Below are 19153 nucleotides of genomic sequence, written 5' to 3'. Positions count from 1 at the left end.
ATAACTATGCTAAACGCTAGATGCGGCACAATACAAGGTATACCGATGCTGGTGTGAACCTGATGGAATCGCTCTGGCTACAGGCGATAAAAACGCGATGATTTTCGGAAAAGCCAAACGCGGCACGTTGTTGAGACGTGCCGCGTTTGCATTACTCACTTTTAGGTTTAAAGCGAAGCAGGCGGTTGGCGTTGCTGACAACCGTGATGGAGGAGAGCGCCATAGCGGCACCGGCGACCACCGGGCTGAGTAGCGCGCCGGTCAGCGGGTAAAGCACGCCTGCCGCGATCGGGATCCCCAGCGAGTTATAGATAAACGCGCCGAGCAGGTTCTGCTTCATGTTGCGCAGCGTGGCATTGGAGAGCGCCAGCGCATCGGCGACGCCATGCAGGCTGTGACGCATCAGCGTGATAGCGGCGGTTTCAATCGCAATATCGCTGCCTCCGCCCATCGCAATGCCGACATCAGCCTGCGCCAGTGCTGGCGCATCGTTGATGCCATCCCCAATCATTGCCACGCGTTTGCCTTGAGCCTGTAGCTTTTTGATCGCGTCCGCTTTGCCGTCTGGCAGCACCCCGGCAATCACCTGGTCGATACCCGCTTCTGTCGCGATGCTCTTCGCTGTGAGCTGGTTGTCCCCCGTCAGCATAACGAGCTGATAGCCCTGCCGGTGCAGACGCTGCAAGGCGCTGACGCTATCTGCGCGCAGCGGATCGTGGATAGATAACACCGCGATGATATGACCATTCGCCGCAAGCAACACCGGTGTGATGCCGCGCTGAGCCTGCTCGTTGATCAGCGCTTCACCTTCGGTGATCTCGACCTGATGCTGTTTGAGTAGAGCTGGATTCCCCAGTAGCAGGTTGGTGTCGCCGATCTTGCCGCTGACGCCGAGACCGCGTAGCGTACGGAACTGCTCGGCTGGGGTGAGCGGCAGATTCTCTGCGCGTTCAAGAATCGCTTTTGCCAGCGGGTGATTAGAGCCCAGTTCGAGAGAGGCCGCCCAGGCCAGCGCCTGTGTTTCCGTCACATCACCGAAGGTATGAACCGCCACGACGCGCGGCTGCCCTTCGGTTAGCGTACCGGTTTTGTCAAACACCAGCACATCCAGCTTGCTGGCCTGCTGTAAGGCATCGGCATCCCGTACCAGTACACCAAACTCTGCGGCACGTCCGACGCCGGAAATAATCGACATCGGCGTTGCCAGCCCAAGCGCACAAGGGCAGGCAATAATCAGGACAGTCGTGACGATAATGAGCGTATAGACCATCTGCGGCTGTGGCCCCACGAAGAACCAGATCGCGCCGCTGAGAAGCGCAATAGCCACGACAACGGGAACAAACACGGCAGAGATACGATCCGCTAACTGACCGATGGCGGGTTTGCTGCTTTGCGCCTGTCTGACCAGCCGGATGATTCGCGACAGGGTCGTTTGGTTGCCGATCGCGTCCGCCCGGAAGAGGACGCTGCCGTCGGAAACCAGCGTACCGGCGTGCACGTTGTCGCCAGTCGTTTTGGATTGTGGGATCGGTTCCCCGGTCAGCATGGCTTCATCCACCCACACTTCGCCTTGCAAAATCTCACCATCGACAGGAATACGATCGCCGGTTGTCAGGCGCAGCGTCATGCCGGACTGTACGTCGGATAACGGAATGGATTTTTCACCTTCTGCCGTCACGACGCGTGCGGTAGGGGGCGTCAAATCGAGTAGCCGTTCCAGCGCACGAGAAGATCGCTGGCGGGCGCGCTGCTCCAGCGCATGGCCCAGATTGATTAAACCGATGATCATCGCGCTGGCTTCGTAGTAAAGATGGCGCGCTGCCATTGGGAAAAGCTCTGGCCACAGGTTAACGGTAATGGAATAAAGCCATGCTGCGCCTGTTCCCAGTGCGACCAGCGTATCCATGGTGGCGGCACCGTTTTTCAGGCTACGCCAGGCGTTACGGTAAAAATGGCTGCCAGCCAACACCATCACCGCCAGCGTCAATATCCCGATGATGAGCCACGGTGTTTGGTTCTCTGGCGTCAGGCTCATACTGCCGCCCAATACGCCCCACAGCATCAGCGGTACACCAAGCAGTAAACCCAGCGCGGCCTGCCATTGGAAACGGCGGATAGCTTGCTGCGAGGTTTGCTGCTGGCGCGCGCGGCGTGCTTCTTCATCCTGAATAATTTCTGCCCCATAGCCTGCTTGCTCTACGGCGGCAATCAACGCTTCCGGTTCGGCGTGGCCGCTGACCAACGCACTGCGTTCGGCCAGATTCACCCGCGCCTGCGTGACGCCGTTGACGCTTTGCAGCGCCGTCTGTACGCGGCTTACGCAGCTGGCGCAGCTCATGCCCTGAAGCAGGAGCTGCACGCTGTCGTCATCGTTGGTGGCGAGTGTTGTCGTTACCGGAAGAGTGTTCTCGGCCGCTGGCAGCGCTTCCGGCGTTGTCGCTACCTGTGCCAGCGGCTCAGTTTTTGGGTGAGCGCTCTCCTGTACGCTGGCGTGATAGCCGGCTTCTTCAATCGCGCTAATCAGTACTGTGGCCTCAACGTTGCCATACACGGCGGCCTGCTCTGTGGTGACATCCGTTGCCACGACGCCGGGAATGGCTTCCAGCACTTTACGTGTCGCGGCGACGCAGTGATTGCAGCTCAGGCCGGAAAGCTGTAGGGACACATCCGGCGTAGTCGCAGGCTGTGCTTCGTAGCCAGCCTGCTCAATGGTGTCGATCAACGTCTGCGAATCAACATCGCCGCTGACGCTGGCGTACTGTTGTGTGACGGTGGTTTGTTCGACCGCAGGCAGCGCGTCCAGTGCTTTTTTAACGCGCTGAACACAGTGTCCGCAGGTCAGTCCCTGCAATGACAACACGATGGTTTGTGACATAATAATTTTCTCCCGTGATCACAGCCGGAGGTGAAAGACGTTGACCGGCTATCTGATTTCTACTAGTTATTGGATAAGATAAACCTTCTAGCAAGGGGAGGGTCAAGGGGGAAATCATGAATATCAGTGATGTTGCGAAAAAAACCGGTCTCAGCAGTAAAACCATTCGCTTCTATGAAGAAAAAGAACTTCTGACTACGCCGCTGCGTTCTGAAAATGGTTACCGTAGCTACGACGACCATCACGTCGAAGAGCTTACGCTGCTGCGTCAGGCACGTCAGGTTGGCTTTAATCTGGATGAATGCCGGGAACTGGTGACGCTATTTAACGATCCGCTGCGGCGAAGTGCGGATGTCAAAGCGCGTACTTTGCAGAAAGTGCAGGAAATCGAGATGCATATCGAAGAGTTGAAAGCGATGCGTGAACAGCTGCTGGCGCTGGCCGAACAGTGTCCAGGTGACGGCGGAGCGGACTGTCCAATAATCAATAATCTGGCGGGCTGTTGTCAGAAAAGTAAGTAGTCAGAAGAATAAACAGTCAGAAGCATAAATCGCCAAAAAAGTAAGCCGTCATAAAGGGGAGACGGGCTCCCCTGAATGTGTGCGGCTAGCGCTCTGTTGGGCGCACATGCAGCGTGATGCCATCAATGGCAATCACTTCAACATGCGTACCCGCAGGCAGATCCTGCTCTGATTTCACACGCCAACTGCTGTCACCAATGTTTACCCGGCCGAAACCGTTGGTCACCGGTTCGGTCAGCGTGGCGCGCAGGCCAAGCAGCTGTTGCCCGCGTTGGTTAAGCGTTGACTGTGGACGTGACAGCGTCCGTTTACGCAGCCAATACCACCAGAGCAGCGCCGTGACGATCGTCAGGATGGCAAAAATTGTTCCCTGCCATGGCCAGCCCAGCGGCATGACCCACGTTAACAGCCCAACCAATACCGCCGATAAGCCGCTCCACAGTAAATAGCCACTGGCGCCCAGCATTTCGGCGGCTAAAAGCAGGCCGCCGAGCGACAACCAGAACCAGTGCGCATTTTCCATCACCAGTTCAATGCCCATTATTTACCTCGGCTTTCTTTGCTGTCTTTAACCAGTTCTGCAATTCCGCCGATAGCGCCCATTAAATTGCTGGCTTCCAACGGCATCATGATGACTTTGCTGTTATTGGAAGAACCAATCTGTTGCAGCGCATCGGTATATTTCTGAGCGATGAAGTAATTCACTGCCTGAATGTCGCCCGCCGCGATAGCTTCGGACACCATTTTGGTAGCCTGAGCTTCAGCTTCTGCCGCACGCTCACGCGCTTCAGCCTCCAGGAATGCGGACTGACGCAGACCTTCCGCCTTCAGAATCTGCGACTGTTTTTCCCCTTCGGCTTTCAGGATCGCTGCCTGACGTACCCCTTCGGCTTCCAGAATATCGGCACGCTTGTTACGTTCTGCTTTCATCTGCGCGTTCATCGCGGCAATCAGCTCTGTTGGCGGACGGACGTCGCGGATCTCAATACGGGTGATTTTGATGCCCCATGGGTTGGTTGCTTCGTCCACGATGTGCAGCAGGCGGGTATTAATGCTATCGCGCTGAGACAGCATTTCGTCCAGCTCCATCGAACCTAGTACGGTACGGATGTTGGTCATCGTCAGGTTGACGATCGCCTGTTCCAGATTGCTGACTTCATAGGCGGCGCGCGCCGGATCGATAACCTGAATAAAACATACGGCGTCGATGGTCACATTGGCGTTATCTTTCGAAATGATTTCCTGTGAGGGAATATCCAGCACCTGTTCCATCATATTAATTTTGCGGCCGACGCGATCCATAAATGGCACCACCAGATTAAGCCCTGGCATCAGCGTTTTGGTATAGCGACCAAACCGTTCTACAGTCCATTGATATCCCTGAGGTACGATTTTGATGCCTGACCAGACGATGATGAGCGCAACAAAGATCAAAATAGGAATGACGGTAAGCATGTTTTAAAACCTCCAGGTTGTTTTATATCAGTCGAAAGACGATGTCAGCGGATAGTGTAACCCACTTGAGCATGAAAGCGGGCAGGAAATGCGCCTGCCAGCGCGAGTGATAGGAAGATTAGCCCGTGGGGAAGGTCGGGGCTAAATATCGAGCTCGATGTCGCCCTGCGGCATGCAGCAGCAGGGGAGGATTTCATCCTGTTGGATGCAGGCCAGTGGAGTTTGGCGATAGGCCACTCTGCCTTTTACCAGACGCAACCGACAGGAGCCGCAATAACCGGAGCGACATTGGTATTCAATGCTGACACGGTTGGACTCCAGCACATCCAGCAGGGAAGGGCCGTCGTCTGAGCAGGAAAACTGCGCACCGGATGTGCGCAGCGTGATCGTTGGGTTGCTCATCGATTACAGTTGGAAATCGCTCAGGTCGTCGTCGCTGATCTCTGAATCGATCTGACCAACCAGATAGGAGCTGACTTCCACTTCCTGTGGCGCGACCTGCACGTTATCGGATACCAGCCAGGCGTTGATCCACGGAATGGGGTTGGTACGCGTCTGGAACGGTAGCGGTAGGCCAACTGCCTGCATACGGATGTTGGTGATGTATTCCACGTACTGGCACAGAATATCTTTGTTCAGACCAATCATCGAGCCGTCGCGGAACAGGTATTCCGCCCACTCTTTTTCTTGCTGAGCGGCGAGCACGAACAGGTCATAACACTCCTGCTGACACTCTTCGGCAATCTGCGCCATTTCAGGGTCGTCATGACCGGAGCGCATCAGGTTCAGCATGTGTTGCGTGCCGGTCAGATGCAGTGCTTCATCACGGGCTATCAGCTTGATGATTTTGGCGTTGCCTTCCATCAGCTCACGTTCTGCAAAAGCAAACGAGCAGGCAAAGCTGACGTAGAAGCGAATCGCTTCCAGCGCATTTACGCTCATCAGGCAAATATACAGTTGTTTCTTCAGCGAGTGCAGATCTACGGTCACGCTTTTGCCGTTGACCTGATGTGTCCCTTCACCCAGCAGATGATAGTAGCCGGTCATCTCGATCAGCGAGTCGTAGTAGCCGGAGATATCTTTGGCACGCTTTAGAATCTCTTCGTTCGTCACGATATCGTCAAACACCAGCGACGGATCGTTCACGATATTACGAATGATATGCGTGTAAGAGCGTGAGTGAATGGTTTCCGAGAAAGCCCAGGTTTCTACCCAGGTTTCCAGCTCAGGGATAGAAATCAGCGGCAGCAGCGCCACGTTCGGGCTACGACCCTGAATCGAATCCAGCAGCGTTTGATATTTCAGGTTGCTGATGAAGATGTGTTTTTCGTGATCGGGCAGAGCCTGATAGTCGATGCGGTCGCGGGACACGTCGACTTCTTCCGGACGCCAGAAGAAGGACAGCTGTTTTTCGATCAGTTTTTCGAAAATTTCATATTTTTGCTGATCGAAACGGGCAACGTTAACGGACTGACCGAAGAACATCGGTTCTAGCAACTGGTCATTTTTATTCTGTGAAAAAGTGGTATAGGCCATGAGTCTCTCCAAAAAATGCGGTGAGCATTTTTTAATGCCGATTGCGGCAGCCCCGTAGGGGATGGGCAGGGACGCCCGCTATAAAAGGATGAAAGGCTGCATTGCAGCCTTTCATTATTATTGGCTTAAATCTTACACGCGCCGCCTTCGCAACCGTCGTCCTGCGGTTCTGCCAGCAGGTCGTCTTGTACGTCTTCAGCACCGTCACGGGTGTTTTGGTAATACAGCGTTTTCACGCCGAATTTGTAAGCCGTGACCAGATCTTTCAGCAGTTGCTTCATCGGCACTTTGCCGGATGGGAAACGCGACGGATCGTAGTTGGTGTTAGAAGAAATCGCCTGATCGACAAACTTCTGCATCAAACCAACCAGTTGCAGGTAGCCGTCATTGCTCGGCATTTCCCACAGCAGTTCGTAAGCGTCTTTCAGCGTTTCGTACTCCGGTACAACCTGACGCAGAATACCGTCTTTGGATGCTTTGACGCTGATGTGGCCGCGTGGTGGTTCAATACCGTTGGTTGCGTTGGAGATCTGAGACGAGGTTTCAGACGGCATCAGTGCCGACAGCGTGGAGTTACGCAGCCCGTATTCTTTGATGTCGTTACGCAGCGCTTCCCAGTCGAGATGCAGCGGTTCGTTACAGATTGCATCCAGATCGCGCTTATAGGTATCGATAGGCAGAATACCCTGCGAATAGGTGGTTTCATTGAACCACGGGCAGGCGCCTTGCTCGCGAGCCAGCACGTTAGAAGCTTTCAACAGGTAGTATTGGATCGCTTCAAACGTTCTGTGTGTCAGGTTATTGGCGCTGCCGTCAGAATAACGCACGCCGTTTTTCGCCAGATAGTAAGCGAAGTTGATCACGCCAATTCCCAGCGTACGGCGACCCATCGCACCACGTTCTGCTGCTGTGATCGGGTAATCCTGATAGTCCAGCAGGGCATCCAGCGCGCGTACCGCCAGCGTCGCCAGCTCTTCGAGATCGTCTAGACTGTTGATGGCGCCGAGGTTGAAAGCAGACAGCGTACACAGCGCGATTTCACCGTTTTCATCATTCACGTCGTCCAGCGGTTTGGTCGGCAGCGCGATTTCCAGACACAGGTTGGACTGGCGAACGGGCGCAATCTGCGGATCGAACGGGCTGTGCGTATTGCAGTGGTCAACGTTCTGAATATAGATACGACCGGTGGAAGCACGTTCCTGCATCATCAGAGAGAACAGCTCAACGGCTTTGATGCGCTGTTTGCGGATGCTGTCATCCTGCTCATATTGCACATACAGGCGCTCGAACTCATCCTGATCGGCGAAGAACGCGTCATACAGCCCCGGCACATCGGACGGGCTGAACAGCGTGATTTCTTCACCTTTTACCAGACGCTGATACATCAGTTTGTTCAGCTGTACGCCGTAATCGAGGTGACGAACGCGGTTGCCTTCTACACCACGGTTGTTTTTCAACACCAGCAGGCTTTCTACTTCCAGATGCCACAGCGGATAGAACAGTGTGGCAGCCCCGCCGCGTACGCCGCCCTGAGAGCAGGATTTCACCGCTGTTTGGAAGTGTTTGTAGAAAGGAATACAGCCGGTGTGGAATGCTTCACCGCCGCGAATCGGGCTACCGAGCGCACGGATACGGCCTGCGTTGATACCGATACCGGCACGCTGGGAAACGTATTTCACGATTGCGCTGGACGTCGCATTGATGGAATCCAGACTGTCGCCGCACTCGATCAGCACGCAGGAGCTGAACTGACGCGTTGGCGTGCGCACGCCCGCCATGATTGGCGTCGGCAGGGAGATTTTGAACGTGGAAATCGCGTCATAAAAACGTTTGACGTAATCCAGACGCGTCTCACGCGGGTAGCCCGAGAACAGGCAGGCCGCGACCAGAATGTACAGGAACTGGGCACTTTCGTAGATATCACCGGTGACGCGGTTTTGTACCAGATATTTCCCTTCCAGCTGTTTTACCGCGGCATAGGAGAAATTCATGTCGCGCCAGTGATCGATGAAAGCGTCCATCTGGGCAAATTCTTCCGGGCTATAGTCTTCCAGCAGGTGTTTGTCATACTTGCCCAGTTCTACCATCTTGGTGACGTGAGTCAGCAGGGCAGGCGGCTCAAACTGGCCGTAGGCTTTTTTACGCAGATGAAAGATAGCCAGACGCGCGGCCAGATATTGGTAATCCGGGCTTTCGCGGGAGATCAGATCGGCAGCGGCCTTGATGATGGTCTCATGGATATCAGAGGTTTTGATGCTGTCATAAAACTGAATGTGTGAACGCAGTTCCACCTGAGAAACGGAGACATTGTGTAAACCTTCTGCGGCCCAGGTAATGACGCGGTGGATTTTATCCAAATTGATTTTTTCTTTACTGCCATCGCGTTTGGTAACGAGCAAGCTCTGGTTCATGTTGGGATTTACCTATTGGTGAAAATAAAAAATATCCCCCGTTTATTCACAGAAACAACCCTGTGACTAACTCTGTGGATAAATACTAGATATAGATATTTTTTGATAAACGGCTACTACATGGTGAGTATTGTAGTGGGGATTCTTTGAAGAACAAGAGTTGATTTTTCGTTAATTTAAAGGTTTGAGAAAGGATATTTTGTTAAAAACCTCATCTGATAAGGCCTGTAGCGATGTCAATATTATTCTGGGTTCTGATAAGAAAAAGAAAACCTGAAGACTTTGCTGGTTTTGGCACCAGATGGATGAAGGCGCGCGGCAAAAAACCGCGCAGCTTTTAAGAATACTCCGAATCCGCTCTATTTATCGTGGCGCGTGTGCAGCATGTAGTTCACGTCCACGTTTGTACCGAGCTTAAAGTGGTCTGTCAGCGGGTTGTAGTGCAGCCCGGTGATATGCTTTTCGCGCAGCGGCGTACTGTCAACCCAGTGCATCAGCTCAGCCGGGCGGATGAATTTCTTAATGTCGTGCGTGCCGCGCGGCACCATTTTTAGCACATACTCGGCGCCGATAACGGCCATCATCCACGCTTTCGCGTTGCGGTTGATGGTGGAAAAAAAGACGTGTCCGCCGGGTTTGACCAATTTAGCGCAGGCCTGCACCACGGATTGCGGGTCGGGAACGTGTTCCAGCATTTCCATACAGGTGACGACATCGTAGAGGCCCGGATGCGCCTGTGCATGGGCTTCTACCGTTTCCTGCACGTAATTGACGGCGACACCGCTTTCCAGCGCATGCAGACGCGCGACCTGTAGCGGTTCTGCACCCATATCGAGTCCGGTAACATCCGCGCCTTCGCGCGCCATGCTCTCGGCTAGAATGCCGCCACCGCAGCCGACATCCAGCACTTTCTTGCCGAACAGGCCTTCCGCGCGCTGCGAAATATAGCCCAGACGCAGTGGATTAATGCGGTGTAACGGTTTGAATTCACCTTCTAAATCCCACCAGCGTGAAGCGATAGCCTCAAATTTGGCAATCTCCTGATGGTCAACGTTCGGAGTTTGATTTTCTACATTCATCTGTTATCGCTGCCTTTCGTCATCTTTTACTGCCGCGAGTATACTCCCTCGTGTCGCAACGTGCAGCGGTGTCGTTTTTCTCTGCGGGATACCTTTCTCTGCAAAATAAAGGCTCAGTGGCAAAACAGTCTGTTCAGGGTGGAAGGGAGTTTCCCCCGAAACGGCGCTTTGTGATATAATTTTTCACCTTTTGAACAGTTCACCTTACTGAACGGTTCACTTTTCTGAACACGGGTAGATGCCTAAATAGAGGGATAGCGGCTCCATGAGCGACCTTGCCAGAGAAATCACACCGGTCAACATTGAAGAAGAGCTGAAAAGCTCGTATCTGGATTATGCGATGTCCGTTATTGTCGGACGTGCATTACCAGATGTTCGTGATGGACTTAAACCGGTACACCGCCGCGTACTGTATGCGATGAGCGTACTGGGCAACGACTGGAACAAACCGTATAAAAAATCCGCCCGTGTCGTCGGGGATGTCATCGGTAAATACCACCCGCACGGCGACTCAGCCGTTTATGAAACCATCGTGCGTATGGCGCAACCTTTCTCACTGCGCTACATGCTGGTTGATGGTCAGGGTAACTTCGGTTCGATTGACGGCGACTCCGCGGCGGCGATGCGTTATACCGAAATTCGCATGTCGAAAATTGCTCATGAACTGCTGGCCGATCTCGAAAAAGAGACGGTCGATTTTGTGCCGAACTATGACGGCACCGAGCAGATTCCTGACGTCATGCCAACGCGTATTCCCAACCTGCTGGTTAACGGTTCTTCCGGTATCGCCGTCGGGATGGCAACAAACATTCCACCGCACAACCTGACGGAAGTCGTGAACGGCTGTCTGGCGTATATCGACGATGAAAACATCAGCCTTGAAGGATTGATGGAACACATCAAAGGCCCGGACTTTCCGACAGCGGCGATCATCAATGGCCGACGCGGTATTGAAGAAGCCTATCGCACCGGGCGTGGTAAAATTTACATCCGTGCGCGCGCCGAAGTGGAAGCCGACGCGAAAACCGGACGTGAAACTATCATCGTGCACGAAATTCCGTATCAGGTGAACAAAGCGCGCCTGATCGAGAAAATTGCCGAGCTGGTTAAAGACAAGCGTATCGAAGGCATCAGCGCACTGCGTGACGAATCCGATAAAGACGGTATGCGTATCGTCATCGAGATTAAGCGTGACGCCGTGGGTGAAGTGGTCCTGAATAATCTGTATTCCCAGACGCAGCTTCAGACCTCATTCGGCATCAACATGGTCGCTCTGCATCAGGGCCAGCCGAAGATTATGCCGCTGAAGGACATTCTGGTTGCGTTTGTGCGCCACCGCCGCGAAGTGGTGACGCGTCGTACCATTTTTGAACTGCGTAAAGCCCGTGACCGCGCCCATATCCTGGAAGGTCTGGCGATTGCGCTGGCGAACATCGATCCGATTATCGAACTGATTCGCCGTGCTCCATCACCTGCTGAAGCGAAAGCCTCGCTGATCGCACAAGCGTGGGAACTGGGCAGCGTGGCAGCGATGCTGGAACGTGCGGGCGATGATGCCGCGCGTCCAGAATGGCTGGAGCCGGAGTTCGGCATCCGTGACGGTCGTTACTACCTGACGGAACAGCAGGCGCAGGCGATTCTGGATCTGCGTTTGCAGAAACTGACCGGCATGGAGCACGAAAAGCTGCTGGATGAATATAAAGCGCTGCTGGCGGAAATCGCCGAGCTGCTTTATATCCTCAACAGCCCTGAGCGCCTGATGGAAGTTATCCGCGAAGAACTGGAAGCGATTAAAACCCAGTACAGCGATGAGCGTCGTACAGAAATCACGGCGAACAGCGCCGACATCAACATCGAAGATCTGATTAATCAGGAAGATGTTGTCGTTACGCTGTCTCATCAGGGTTACGTGAAGTATCAGCCGCTGAGCGATTACGAAGCACAGCGCCGTGGGGGCAAAGGTAAATCTGCCGCGCGTATAAAAGAAGAAGACTTTATCGATCGTCTGCTGGTGGCAAACACCCACGACACGATTCTGTGCTTCTCCAGCCGTGGTCGTCTGTACTGGATGAAGGTGTACCAACTGCCGGAAGCCAGCCGTGGCGCGCGCGGTCGCCCGATCGTCAACCTGCTGCCGCTTGAAGCGGATGAGCGTATCACCGCGATTCTGCCGGTACGTGAATACGAAGAAGGCCGCCACATCTTCATGGCAACCGCGAGCGGTACTGTGAAGAAAACGTCGCTGACGGAATTCAGCCGTCCGCGCAGCGCGGGGATCATCGCGGTTAACCTGAACGAAGGTGATGAGCTGATTGGCGTCGACCTGACCGATGGCAGCGACGAAGCGATGCTGTTCTCTGCTGAAGGTAAAGTGGTTCGCTTCTCCGAACAGGCGGTGCGTTCTATGGGCCGCACGGCAACGGGTGTTCGTGGTATTAATCTGCAAGGTGAAGATCGCGTTGTTTCGCTGATCATTCCTCGTGGCGAAGGCGATATCCTGACCGTTACGCAAAATGGTTTTGGTAAGCGTACTGCCGTGAACGAGTACCCAACCAAGTCGCGTGCGACGAAAGGGGTTATCTCTATCAAGGTCAGCGAACGTAACGGTAAAGTGGTTGGCGCGGTTCAGGTTGATGCCGCAGACCAGATCATGATGATCACCGATGCGGGAACGCTGGTGCGTACGCGCGTGTCTGAAGTCAGCATCGTTGGCCGTAACACGCAGGGCGTGACGCTGATTCGTACGGCGGAAGACGAAAATGTTGTTGGCCTGCAGCGTGTAGCCGAGCCGGTAGAAGATGAAGAGCTGGATGGCGTAGTAAAAGTTGAAGGCGAGATCGCCGAAGACGATGATGCTATCGACGACATTGATGGCGATGATGATATCGCAGAAGATGACGAATAAGCCTTTCCATTAAACCGGAATGAGTCGAGTAAGCCAGCGCGATGCGCTGGCTTTTTTTATCGACACTCGGTAGTGTATCAGCAAACGGGTCCTTCCATTATTCAACGGTATCCACTTGAAATATCTCGCCTCATTCCATACCACGTTAAAAGTTTCCCGCTATTTGTTTCGGGTTCTGGCGATCATGCTGTGGGTGCTGGGCGCGCTGATATCCGTTTTTTATGTCACTAAAGTATTGAATGGAAAAGAGTCAGAACTGCGGCAGGAGTATAACCTCAGCTTTGATCAGTCGCAGGGCTATATTCGACACGCATCGGATATTGTGCGAGAACTCCAGTATCTGGCGGCAAATCGGTTGGTGCTGGCGCGAGAAAAAGCAGAATCGCCAATGGAAGGAGGCCCTGGTGTCTCCGTTTATTCGCTTGCGCCTGGTGCAACCTGTTCCACGCAATATGGCGGGAATGCGGCACTGCTTTCATTAAGTCATTTCTTTAACGGCTGGCAGGATAATTTCTCTGCCGTCTACGATCTTAACCGGGTCTTTTTTGTCGGCGGCGATCGGCGCTGTATGGTTGATTTTGGCATCCGTAACCAGTCGCTCGACCGCGATAACTTGCTTAAAAACGTGCAGGATCGGTTTCAGGATCAGAAGAAGAATCGCACCCAAACCGGGCGCGATGAAACGCTCTATTGGATTACCCCCGCGTCTATCCCCGATGTCGGCTATTTATATGCGCTGACGCCGATTTATGTGGATAACAAGCTGGAAGTCATCATGGGGATTGAACAGACGATTCGTCTGGATGACTTCGTCACTATAGGTAAATTCCCGATTGGGGCGCGGTTGCTGGATCAATATAATCAGGTGGTTTTGCAGTTTTCCGATGATAAAGGGCGTTACGCTTCGTCGGTAGATGGCTATCCCTCCGATCATAACTATTTCGGCTATGTGAATGGTTATGATGAACTCATTTTGAAGAAGTCGCTGCCGCCGACGTCATTCAGTATCGTGTATTCGCTGCCGTTAAAGGTGTTGCTCTCCCATATCAGTGCCTTGATGATCAATATGCTGGTGCTGAATATGCTATCGGCTATCTTGCTGTTTGTGCTGGCGCTGGTGTTTGAGCGGAAAATGCTGCTGCCAGCAGAAGTGAATGCGTTCCAGTTGGAAGAGAACGAGCAATTCAACCGCAAAATTGTGGCTTCGGCACCGGTAGGGATTTGTATCCTGCGTATCAATGACGGTACGAACATCCTCAGTAACGAGCTGGCGCACAACTATCTCAACCTGCTGACCCACGAGGACAGGCTGCGCATTACCCGCATCATTTGCGAGCAGCAGTCCAAGTTTGTGGATGTCATGACCAGCCGCAATCATCACCTGCAAATCAGTTTTGTCCATTCGCGCTATCGTAATGAAAACGTGGCGATTTGTGTGCTGCTGGATGTCAGTGCGCGCGTCAAAATGGAAGAGTCGCTACAGGAAATGGCGAATGCCGCCGAGCAGGCAAGCCAGTCTAAATCGATGTTCCTGGCCACCGTCAGCCATGAGTTGCGTACGCCGCTGTACGGGATTATCGGTAACCTCGATTTGCTGCAAACCAAATCGCTGCCGCAGGACGCCAACCGTCTGGTGGCGGCGATGAACAATTCCTCCTCGCTACTGCTGAAGATCATCAGCGATATTCTCGATTTTTCCAAGATCGAGTCGGAGCAGTTGAAGATAGAACCTTGTGAGTTTGCGCCGCATGAGGTTATCAGCCATATCACCAGCAACTATCTTCCACTGGTGGTGAAAAAGCGCCTGACGCTGTACTGCTTTATCGATCCAAAAGTACCGGTCAGCCTGTTTGGCGATCCTGTACGTTTGCAGCAGGTATTGTCTAACCTGCTGAGTAATGCCATCAAGTTTACGGACACGGGCTGCATCATTTTTGAAGTTGGCTGCCGCGATGGCTATCTGGAATTTGTGGTGCGTGATACCGGTGTAGGGATTCAACCCCGCGAGGCGGTGAAGCTGTTTGATCCGTTCTTCCAGGCGGGGAGCGGCGTTCAGCGTCATTTTCAGGGGACGGGGCTAGGGCTGGCAATTTGTGAAAAGCTGGTCAATCTGATGGATGGAGACATTACCATCGAGTCGGAACCGGGGCTCGGCAGCCTGTTTGGCGTCAGAATTCCGCTGTATAAAGCACGTTATGCGCCTGCGGCGATCAATGCCAGCCTGCAAGGGAAGATGTGCTGGTTGAGAATACGTAATGCCCGACTGGAAGCTTATCTGCTGACGCTGTTGCAGGATCAGGGATTGCAGGTGGCGCGCTATCAGAATCAAACCGTGTCGTCTGATGATGTGATGATTAGCGATTATGTATCAGAAGAGGATGTCACTGTTCGGGCACATATTGTAATGAGCGGCGCCCATAATGGAGCAGCGCAGGAAGTGAGTGCAGGACACTGGGTACAAGGGACATCCACACCTCAACATCTGCCCGATTTGCTGGAGAAAATCTATCGTTCAGAAAACGAGGACAGAACGCACACCGAGATTTCACCGCCGCTGGCCAGCTATGTGCGGGATGAGAATGGCGACATTATGATTCTCGTGGTTGACGATCACCCCATCAACCGCCGACTGCTGGCGGATCAGCTGGGTTCTCTGGGATATCAGGCCATAACGGCAAATGATGGCGTCGATGCGCTGGGTGTATTGAGCAAAAACCATATCGATATCGTACTGACGGATGTCAATATGCCGAATATGGATGGTTATCTGTTTACACAACGCATGCGTGAGCAGGGGTTACGCTTCCCGGTTATCGGCGTGACGGCGAATGCATTGGCGGAAGAAAGGGAACGTTGCCTCGGCGCGGGGATGGATAACTGTTTGTCAAAACCGGTTACGCTGGATACCTTGCAGCAGGCGCTGGCGTATTACAGTAACGTGGTGCGTCAGGCGAGAACATCTGGAGAATAACCTGCACCAGCGGTTGCTGGCGCAGGTGAGGAAAGGCTTAGTCGACCTGCGTTGCGCCGCCGTTAACGGAAGACAGATAGTTCAACAGGGCGATATCGTTGTCGACGCCCAGCTTGGTCATCGCTGACTTCTTCTGGCTACTGATCGTTTTGATACTGCGGTTGAGTTTTTTGGCGATTTCGGTGACCAAAAAACCTTCGGCAAACAGGCGCAGCACTTCACTTTCTTTCGGTGACAGGCGTTTGTCACCGTAGCCGCTGGCGCTGATTTTCTCCAACACTTTGGATACGCTGTCCGGCGTGAACTTCTTCCCTTTTTGCAGGGCAGCCAGCGCTTTGGGTAAATCGGTCGGCGCGCCCTGTTTCAGAACGATACCTTCGATATCCAAATCCAGCACCGCGCTCAGAATCGCCGGATTATTATTCATGGTGAGAACAATAATAGAGAGATGAGGAAAATGGCGCTTAATGTATTTAATGAGGGTGATGCCATCGCCGTATTTATCGCCAGGCATGGATAAATCGGTAATTAAAACGTTAGCGTCCAGCTTAGGCAGGTTGTTGATCAGCGCTGTTGAGTCTTCAAATTCGCCAACCACATTGACCCATTCAATCTGCTCAAGCGATTTTTTGATGCCAAAAAGGACAATAGGGTGGTCGTCGGCAATAATTACGTTTAAGTTACTCATCGTTTTGGTTACTCATCTTGTTGGCTACCTTGCTGCCCTTTAGGTTCTTCTGGGGATAGTAGTGCACTGACAAACCTTTCAATCTTATGAAGGTTTGCGTCGATCTCTTCACTATCATGCGCGGTAATATGCTGTTCAAGCTGTTCACACAACAGTTTGCCAGGATGCAGATTCAGCATGGCAAACACGCCTTTCAGCCGGTGTGCCGTCTGCGAAAGTGACGGAAAATCGCCTGCTTCCGCTTCAGTATACAGCCTCTTTAAATCATCCGGTACTGTCTCCACGAACAGCGAATAATAGTCGCTTGATGCCAATTGTGCGGCGTAAAACTCGACATCATCCTGTTCCCCTTCCTGTAGCGCATCGGGTGATGTTTCCAGTTGTAGCTCAATCAGCTTCAGTAATGCCTCCAGCAGGAGGTGGCTGATATTATAATTCACCCGCAAACGGCGCGGGCCCAAAGGCGTTAATGTGTCATCGTCGTGACTCAACAGCAGCGTATAATCTGTCTTGTTCTCCGGGTCGTCAGTAATGCAGATATCTGCTTCCTGATTAATCTGGCGTTCATCGCTAACCAGATAATTTGCTCCCCAGCCCGTCAGCATATTGCCGACAATATGCTGTACTTCATCAGATGTCACATCCAGCAGAATGGTAATACCATCCAGCAGTTTTTCTTCCTCAACGGGAAGCGCTTCCGGCTCCAGTTTTAGCGTCAGAATATAGTGTGTACCTAACCCGGACTTACTGTTGATGGTTAACGCACCGCCCAGTTTATTACAGAGTTGATTACACAAAAATAAGGTCAATCCTGAATTTTGTCCGAAACGATCGGAAGTGGCGGGGTGCAGGAAAGGATGACGGATATTTTCCTGCTCTTTGCCTGAAACATGCGTTCCCGTATCGCTGACCTGAATAATCAACGTATCCGACTCATTATTTTTTCTGTCAACCGACACGGTAATCTTGCCGTAATCCGTATTGGTCACTGAATAATTCAGCAGCAGCGCCAGCGTCTTTTTCAACAGCTCGGCATCACCCACGTAAGTTTGATTACTATCCAGGTTGTAATGATGAAACAGAGCCAGACCTTTTTGGTTCAATCGCGGTAGTAGCTCAAGAAGAACATTGTCCATTAGGGCCAGCAGCGAAAAGCTGTTGTTGACCACGGTCCATTCCTGCGCTTCGAGCTTTTCGTGCAAGGCGATATTTTCCAGCAGTTCGATAGCACAGCGAGTATCTGCCGTTAGCTGATCTAGTGTTGGTGTCTGTATCGTTTCCGTACCGCTGTGGCGCAGCGTATGAATATGCTGTTGCAGTGAAATCAATGGCTGTTTGAATTCGCTGAGCAGGTTTTGGAATAAGCGTTTTCTGGCATGAATATTCTTCTCATATTCACGCTGAGCTAGCAGCAACTTCCGCTGTACCAGAATCTCTTTATCCTGTTCACGCAGCAGGAAGAGGCAATAATCAGGCGAATATTGGCTACGAATTTGGCGGATTTCATACATTTCATTATTGATCGTGACCTGAATAACGCCCTGATGTTCGTCCGCCATATTGGTGATTTTTTGCAGGCTCAGGTGCGGAAGTAAATGCTCGGCACGCTCATTTTGTATGATGATTTTATTGCTGCTGAAGTCATAAACCAGCACGCCCATCGGAATTCTGCTCGTGGTTTCACGGTAAATATCCAGCTTCTTTTCCAACTGATGCGATAAATCCTCTACGGGATGTGCATACTTCCGACGGAAAAGATAAAAGCCAGCGAGGGATAAAATCAGCAGAACCAGATTCAGCAGCAGAAGCCAGACGTTATTACGCAATGAATCAATAATCAGGGTTTTTACGGGAACCTGAAAAACGATTTTCAGCGGTGCATTAACGAGCGTAGCGGAGATTTCAATATTGGAGCCATGAAGCTGCACGTCAGCTGAACTTTCGCCATTACTGCTGCTGTCCATATTGCTGGCCGCGGGCGTATCCGGCTTCAGCATAAGGTGCTCACGCGGAATCGTGTCTGGGATTAAATCATTAATCGGCAGGTCGAAGGCAAGAATTGTCGCCAGATGGCCTGGCTGATTGAATGTGGTGCGCAGCGTAAAATAGTAGTCGTTATAGAAGCGTAATTTACGCAGCGGGGAAAAACTTTCGCGCTCGTCTAACACATTCGCCTGTTGCAGCATTTCTGTCCGGCGGGCTTCGGCGATGACCGTAATATAATTGCCGCGGAACTGCGAAGAGATATCTTTCAGGGTCTGCGTAGAAATCATCGTCAGGCTATTGTCGATACCATTCAGGTAATACATGGAATAGACGCTGTTCTCCGCTCCCCAGAGAATATCCAGATAGCGTGATATCCGACGAACCGACGTCAGCGTGCCTTTATCGTGTTGCCCAAAAATCAGGGCGTCCGTTTTCTGACCATTTTTTTCTACGTAGAAAACATTAGGCATTAAATTAATGGCGGTAATGTTGGTATCGCTCGCGGACGGTTCGCTGTTCAGGCTGCCGTATATTTGGTAGGTGAAGAAACGGTAGGTATCGACACGTTTTTGTATGCCCTGGGCAATGGTTGTCAGAGAGTGTTTTTTGTCCGCCAGCAAGTCGTTGATGTAGCTATAGCTGAACGTTCCGGTAATCAGGATCGATAACACCGTAAGGAGAGAAAAATAACGCAGAATCATGGCTGGCATCAATTAACGCTCCTGA

The 19153-nt window shown here is 52.4% G+C and carries 12 protein-coding genes; 3 read left to right on the top strand and 9 right to left on the bottom strand.

Features of this window, described 5'->3' with window-relative positions; translation table 11 throughout:
• Window positions 1-151 precede the first annotated feature (151 nt).
• Window positions 152-2875, bottom strand: a complete 2724-nt coding sequence (copA, locus tag AB8809_RS17210; protein WP_349855099.1) for a copper-exporting P-type ATPase CopA — start codon at window positions 2873-2875, stop codon at window positions 152-154.
• Window positions 2876-2991: 116 nt separating this feature from the next.
• Here copA and cueR point away from each other — a divergent pair, with 116 nt between their 5' ends.
• On the top strand, window positions 2992-3396 hold the full coding sequence (gene cueR / locus AB8809_RS17205) for a Cu(I)-responsive transcriptional regulator (protein ID WP_015839387.1): 405 nt from the start codon (window positions 2992-2994) through the stop codon (window positions 3394-3396).
• An 85-nt stretch (window positions 3397-3481) separates the two neighbouring features.
• On the opposite strand, the gene AB8809_RS17200 is transcribed toward cueR, so the two are convergent.
• From AB8809_RS17200 to ubiG, 6 genes are all read right to left on the bottom strand, one after another.
• Entirely contained in the window at window positions 3482-3937 is a 456-nt protein-coding gene (locus AB8809_RS17200; RefSeq protein WP_015839388.1) for an NfeD family protein, read from the bottom strand.
• On the bottom strand, window positions 3937-4851 hold the full coding sequence (locus tag AB8809_RS17195; RefSeq protein ID WP_015839389.1) for an SPFH domain-containing protein: 915 nt from the start codon (window positions 4849-4851) through the stop codon (window positions 3937-3939). The genes AB8809_RS17200 and AB8809_RS17195 overlap by 1 nt, the downstream gene beginning before the upstream one ends.
• A gap of 141 nt (window positions 4852-4992) precedes the next feature.
• On the bottom strand, window positions 4993-5253 hold the full coding sequence (gene yfaE, locus AB8809_RS17190) for a class I ribonucleotide reductase maintenance protein YfaE (protein WP_010284079.1): 261 nt from the start codon (window positions 5251-5253) through the stop codon (window positions 4993-4995).
• A gap of 3 nt (window positions 5254-5256) precedes the next feature.
• Entirely contained in the window at window positions 5257-6387 is a 1131-nt protein-coding gene (nrdB, locus tag AB8809_RS17185) for a class Ia ribonucleoside-diphosphate reductase subunit beta (RefSeq protein ID WP_015839390.1), read from the bottom strand.
• Between the two features lie 125 nt (window positions 6388-6512).
• Complete coding sequence (nrdA, locus tag AB8809_RS17180; RefSeq protein WP_349855097.1) at window positions 6513-8798, bottom strand: class 1a ribonucleoside-diphosphate reductase subunit alpha; 2286 nt, start codon at window positions 8796-8798, stop codon at window positions 6513-6515.
• Window positions 8799-9157: 359 nt separating this feature from the next.
• Window positions 9158-9877, bottom strand: a complete 720-nt coding sequence (gene ubiG / locus AB8809_RS17175; RefSeq protein ID WP_349855096.1) for a bifunctional 2-polyprenyl-6-hydroxyphenol methylase/3-demethylubiquinol 3-O-methyltransferase UbiG — start codon at window positions 9875-9877, stop codon at window positions 9158-9160.
• Between the two features lie 265 nt (window positions 9878-10142).
• On the opposite strand from ubiG, the gene gyrA reads away from it, so the two are divergent.
• Together gyrA and rcsC are read left to right on the top strand one after the other, a co-directional pair.
• Window positions 10143-12782 carry a DNA topoisomerase (ATP-hydrolyzing) subunit A gene (gene gyrA, locus AB8809_RS17170; RefSeq protein WP_015839393.1) on the top strand — a complete coding sequence of 880 codons (2640 nt, stop codon included), beginning with the start codon at window positions 10143-10145 and terminating at the stop codon, window positions 12780-12782.
• A 115-nt stretch (window positions 12783-12897) separates the two neighbouring features.
• Entirely contained in the window at window positions 12898-15753 is a 2856-nt protein-coding gene (gene rcsC, locus AB8809_RS17165; protein ID WP_180778310.1) for a two-component system sensor histidine kinase RcsC, read from the top strand.
• 37 nt (window positions 15754-15790) lie between these two features.
• Here the strand turns inward: rcsC and rcsB are convergent, their stop codons facing one another.
• Both rcsB and rcsD read right to left on the bottom strand, forming a co-directional pair.
• Window positions 15791-16441, bottom strand: coding sequence for a response regulator transcription factor RcsB (gene rcsB / locus AB8809_RS17160; protein ID WP_015839395.1), 651 nt, complete (start codon window positions 16439-16441; stop codon window positions 15791-15793).
• Between the two features lie 8 nt (window positions 16442-16449).
• Complete coding sequence (gene rcsD, locus AB8809_RS17155; protein ID WP_349855094.1) at window positions 16450-19137, bottom strand: phosphotransferase RcsD; 2688 nt, start codon at window positions 19135-19137, stop codon at window positions 16450-16452.
• Between the last annotated feature and the right edge of the window lie 16 nt (window positions 19138-19153).

It is taken from the genome of Pectobacterium aroidearum, assembly GCF_041228105.1.
Lineage (GTDB): Bacteria > Pseudomonadota > Gammaproteobacteria > Enterobacterales > Enterobacteriaceae > Pectobacterium > Pectobacterium aroidearum.
The sequence above is the reverse complement of the archived record's forward strand: the minus strand, read 5'-3'. Positions and strand labels throughout refer to the sequence as shown.

Coding starts and splice junctions, on each gene's coding strand:
- copA (WP_349855099.1), bottom strand. CDS start 2,875: ATGTCACAAACCATCGTGTTGTCATTGCAGGGACTGACCTGCGGACAC.
- cueR (WP_015839387.1), top strand. CDS start 2,992: ATGAATATCAGTGATGTTGCGAAAAAAACCGGTCTCAGCAGTAAAACC.
- AB8809_RS17200 (WP_015839388.1), bottom strand. CDS start 3,937: ATGGGCATTGAACTGGTGATGGAAAATGCGCACTGGTTCTGGTTGTCG.
- AB8809_RS17195 (WP_015839389.1), bottom strand. CDS start 4,851: ATGCTTACCGTCATTCCTATTTTGATCTTTGTTGCGCTCATCATCGTC.
- yfaE (WP_010284079.1), bottom strand. CDS start 5,253: ATGAGCAACCCAACGATCACGCTGCGCACATCCGGTGCGCAGTTTTCC.
- nrdB (WP_015839390.1), bottom strand. CDS start 6,387: ATGGCCTATACCACTTTTTCACAGAATAAAAATGACCAGTTGCTAGAA.
- nrdA (WP_349855097.1), bottom strand. CDS start 8,798: ATGAACCAGAGCTTGCTCGTTACCAAACGCGATGGCAGTAAAGAAAAA.
- ubiG (WP_349855096.1), bottom strand. CDS start 9,877: ATGAATGTAGAAAATCAAACTCCGAACGTTGACCATCAGGAGATTGCC.
- gyrA (WP_015839393.1), top strand. CDS start 10,143: ATGAGCGACCTTGCCAGAGAAATCACACCGGTCAACATTGAAGAAGAG.
- rcsB (WP_015839395.1), bottom strand. CDS start 16,441: ATGAGTAACTTAAACGTAATTATTGCCGACGACCACCCTATTGTCCTT.
- rcsD (WP_349855094.1), bottom strand. CDS start 19,137: ATGCCAGCCATGATTCTGCGTTATTTTTCTCTCCTTACGGTGTTATCG.